We start from the raw sequence: 2,847 nt of genomic DNA on the forward strand, positions 1-2,847 counted from the left end.
GGCCCCACAGTGCTCTTGGATACAGGCCGCCGGCACCGGAAGCGAGACGAATTCAACCGATTTAGATGCCTGGTTTCTTCACATAGAAGGTGGTACAACTATTTGGGGCAGCTCATTATTTCCCGTCCGATTAAGCATCATGAGTATGTGTTCCCGGGTACCCATAAGTTTTAAAGGAACAGCTCATATTCTACATTGTGTAAAATATGTCAGGCCAAAGGGATGTCAAGTGTTATTTTACAATAGGTGGGAAGAGGAAGTTCACCTGTGAAAGGCGCAGGGGAACAGACTCCGGAGGGGGGTTCAGGACGATTCGACCGCCAGCGGATTCTCATACCCTGTTTTCAACCGCCACCGAGCTGCCACTTTTCCAGTTCTATTCAAGCTCTTTCAGCGGCACTGCCCATTTCCTCTCGTTTCAGCACTTATCGAGCGCATGGTCGATAGCTTCGACGATATCCCGTGGGTCCTCGATCCCGATGGAAAGGCGCACAAAGTCCGGAGTCACTCCGGCAGCGAGCTGCTCCTCGGGGTTGAGCCGCTGATGAGTGGTACTCGCAGGATGGATGACCAGGCTCTTCGCGTCCCCGATATTAGCAAGGAGGGAGAGGAGCTTCACGTTGTCGATGAAGGCTCTTCCGGCTTCGTATCCCCCCTTCACGCCGAATCCCACTATAGCGCCGAATCCTCCGTCCAGATACTTCTTTGCGAGCTCGTGGGTCGGGTGATCTGGCAGCCCGGGGTAGTTCACCCAGGAAACTTTCGGGTGGGTTTTCAGGTGCTTTGCCACTTCCATAGCGTTTTTATTGTGCTTTTCCATCCTCAAGTGGAGCGTCTCGAGCCCCTGAAGGAAGAGGAAGGCGTTGAAAGGGCTCATGGAAGGCCCGATGTCCCGCATCAGCTGGAGCCTCGCTTTCAGGATGAACGCCGCGTTGCCGAATGACTCCACGTATCGCAACCCGTGGTAGCCCGGGTCGGGCTCGGTGTAGTCCGGGAAGTTCCCGTTCGCCCAGTTGAAATTGCCCGAATCGACGATGATCCCGCCGATGGACGTCCCGTGCCCGCCTATGAACTTCGTCGTTGAGTGGATTACGATGTCCGCCCCGTATTCGATGGGCCTGCACATGACCGGCGAGGGAACCGTGTTGTCCACCACGAAGGGTATGCCGGCCTCGTGGGCGATGGAGGCGATGGCTTCAAAGTCTGGTGTGTCCAGTTTCGGGTTTCCGATCGACTCGGCAAATATGAGCCGCATTTTCGGTGTGAGGGCCTTCCTGAAATTCTCCGGGTCGGAGGGATCCACGAAGATCGTCTCGATCCCCATCTTCTTGAGCGTTGAGTGAAAGAGAGAAACCGTTCCCCCGTAAAGAGATGTGGAAGACAATATCTGCTCCCCGGACTTGGCTATGTTCAGAATGGTCACCGTTTCTGCAGCCTGGCCGGATGACAGGGCGAGGGCGCCCACGCCCCCCTCGAGAGCAGATACTCTCTTCTCGAGAACGTCGGTCGTGGGATTCATGATCCTTGTGTAAATATTTCCGAACTCCTTCAACCCGAAAAGATTCGAGGCGTGCTGTGAATCTCTGAAAATGTAGGAGGTGGTCTGGTAGATCGGCACTGCTCTCGCCAGCGTCGATGCATCCGCCTCCTCCTGCCCACCGTGAACACATAGCGTGTCAATCCTGTAATTGTTTTCCATGAGAATCCTTTTCCTCCTATCATTCGTTTAAGAGGCAGGATAAATCATACTCTACAGTATGTCAAATGTGTTTTTCCCCAGGCGGAATTCGGCACTCCGGGGTTGAATATGGCTCCGCGTACCAGGGCGCAACAGCATGTTTCCGCAATTTTCCGGATTGATCGCCAGGAGTCCGGGGAAGCCAGGGGATTCATATCCCCATCGAGGCCGCTTCCTTGCAAAGCTTCTTCACGGCAACCGCCGTCATCAATCCCGCTGCTAACTTTTACGAGTAGTTTAGAGCAATTCACCGGGTATAATACATGGTGAAACACTTCTGTGGTTGGACCCCTTGATGAGAAAGTTGTATACCTATGGGTAGGAGGTCAAATTCCTCGGTTATGAGTTTATCAGGGCAAGTAGAGGAAATTCACTTATGAAAGGCGCAAGGGGACAGTCCCCGGATGTAGTCGCGACACTTGTTGAAAATCACCGGAACTTTCTGTCATTTCTCAAGGGTCGTATAGCTAATCCATCCGATGCCGAGGAAATCCTTCAGGCTGCATTTGTAAAGGGCATAAAAAAATCGGATTCCATTCGCGATGATGAGTCTGTCGTGGCGTGGTTCTATCGCTTACTGCGCAACGCGGTTGTCGATTACTACCGACAACGAGATGCAGAGCGTCGCGCCATGGATCACCTGGCGAGAATGATCAACGATACGGAGACACCCCAACCCGATATCGAACGCGCCATCTGCCAGTGCGTGTATGATCTGCTGCCGACACTGAAGGAAGATTATTCCCGTCTCCTCACCCGTGTCGATTTAGAGGGCGCTCCCATCGACGAAATCGCGGCTGAGACCGGCATGACAGCCAACAGCACGCGGGTGAAACTTCACCGCGCCCGGAAAGCGCTGCTGAAACAGCTCCAGGCAAGCTGTGGAAGCTGCACCGAACACGGATGCCTGGACTGCGGCTGCCGCCCTTCCGCATGACCTAAAAATTTCAAGTGTAATGCTCTTCCGCCTCATCCGTCTGCATTAGTGTAAGACACACGCATCACTTTTTGATCCGTTTCAGAAGGAGGAACGAAAATGAAATACTGGGCTTACCTTGCCGGCGCAATTCTTCTCGAGGCTGCAGGCACTACATCGATGAAGCTGTCTG

Annotated in this window: 2 protein-coding genes and 1 pseudogene (1 of these 3 only partly in view); 2 read left to right on the top strand and 1 reads right to left on the bottom strand. The window is 53.5% G+C overall.

Going from position 1 to position 2,847, the window contains the following annotated elements; genetic code table 11:
* Positions 1-418 precede the first annotated feature (418 nt).
* Positions 419-1,699, bottom strand: coding sequence for a bifunctional O-acetylhomoserine aminocarboxypropyltransferase/cysteine synthase (locus GTN70_06745; GenBank protein ID NIO16683.1), 1,281 nt, complete (start codon positions 1,697-1,699; stop codon positions 419-421).
* Positions 1,700-2,114: 415 nt separating this feature from the next.
* Here GTN70_06745 and GTN70_06750 point away from each other — a divergent pair, with 415 nt between their 5' ends.
* Positions 2,115-2,675 carry a sigma-70 family RNA polymerase sigma factor gene (locus GTN70_06750; GenBank protein NIO16684.1) on the top strand — a complete coding sequence of 187 codons (561 nt, stop codon included), beginning with the start codon at positions 2,115-2,117 and terminating at the stop codon, positions 2,673-2,675.
* A gap of 99 nt (positions 2,676-2,774) precedes the next feature.
* A pseudogene (locus tag GTN70_06755) lies at positions 2,775-2,847 on the top strand (QacE family quaternary ammonium compound efflux SMR transporter) (it continues 230 nt past the right edge of the window).

The sequence above is a fragment of the Deltaproteobacteria bacterium genome (assembly GCA_011773515.1).
In the GTDB taxonomy this organism is placed as follows: domain Bacteria; phylum Desulfobacterota; class Deferrimicrobia; order J040; family J040; genus WVXK01.

Bases quoted from the DNA above. Each gene is read 5' to 3' on its own strand.
- GTN70_06745 (NIO16683.1), bottom strand. From the start codon at position 1,699: ATGGAAAACAATTACAGGATTGACACGCTATGTGTTCACGGTGGGCAG.
- GTN70_06750 (NIO16684.1), top strand. From the start codon at position 2,115: ATGAAAGGCGCAAGGGGACAGTCCCCGGATGTAGTCGCGACACTTGTT.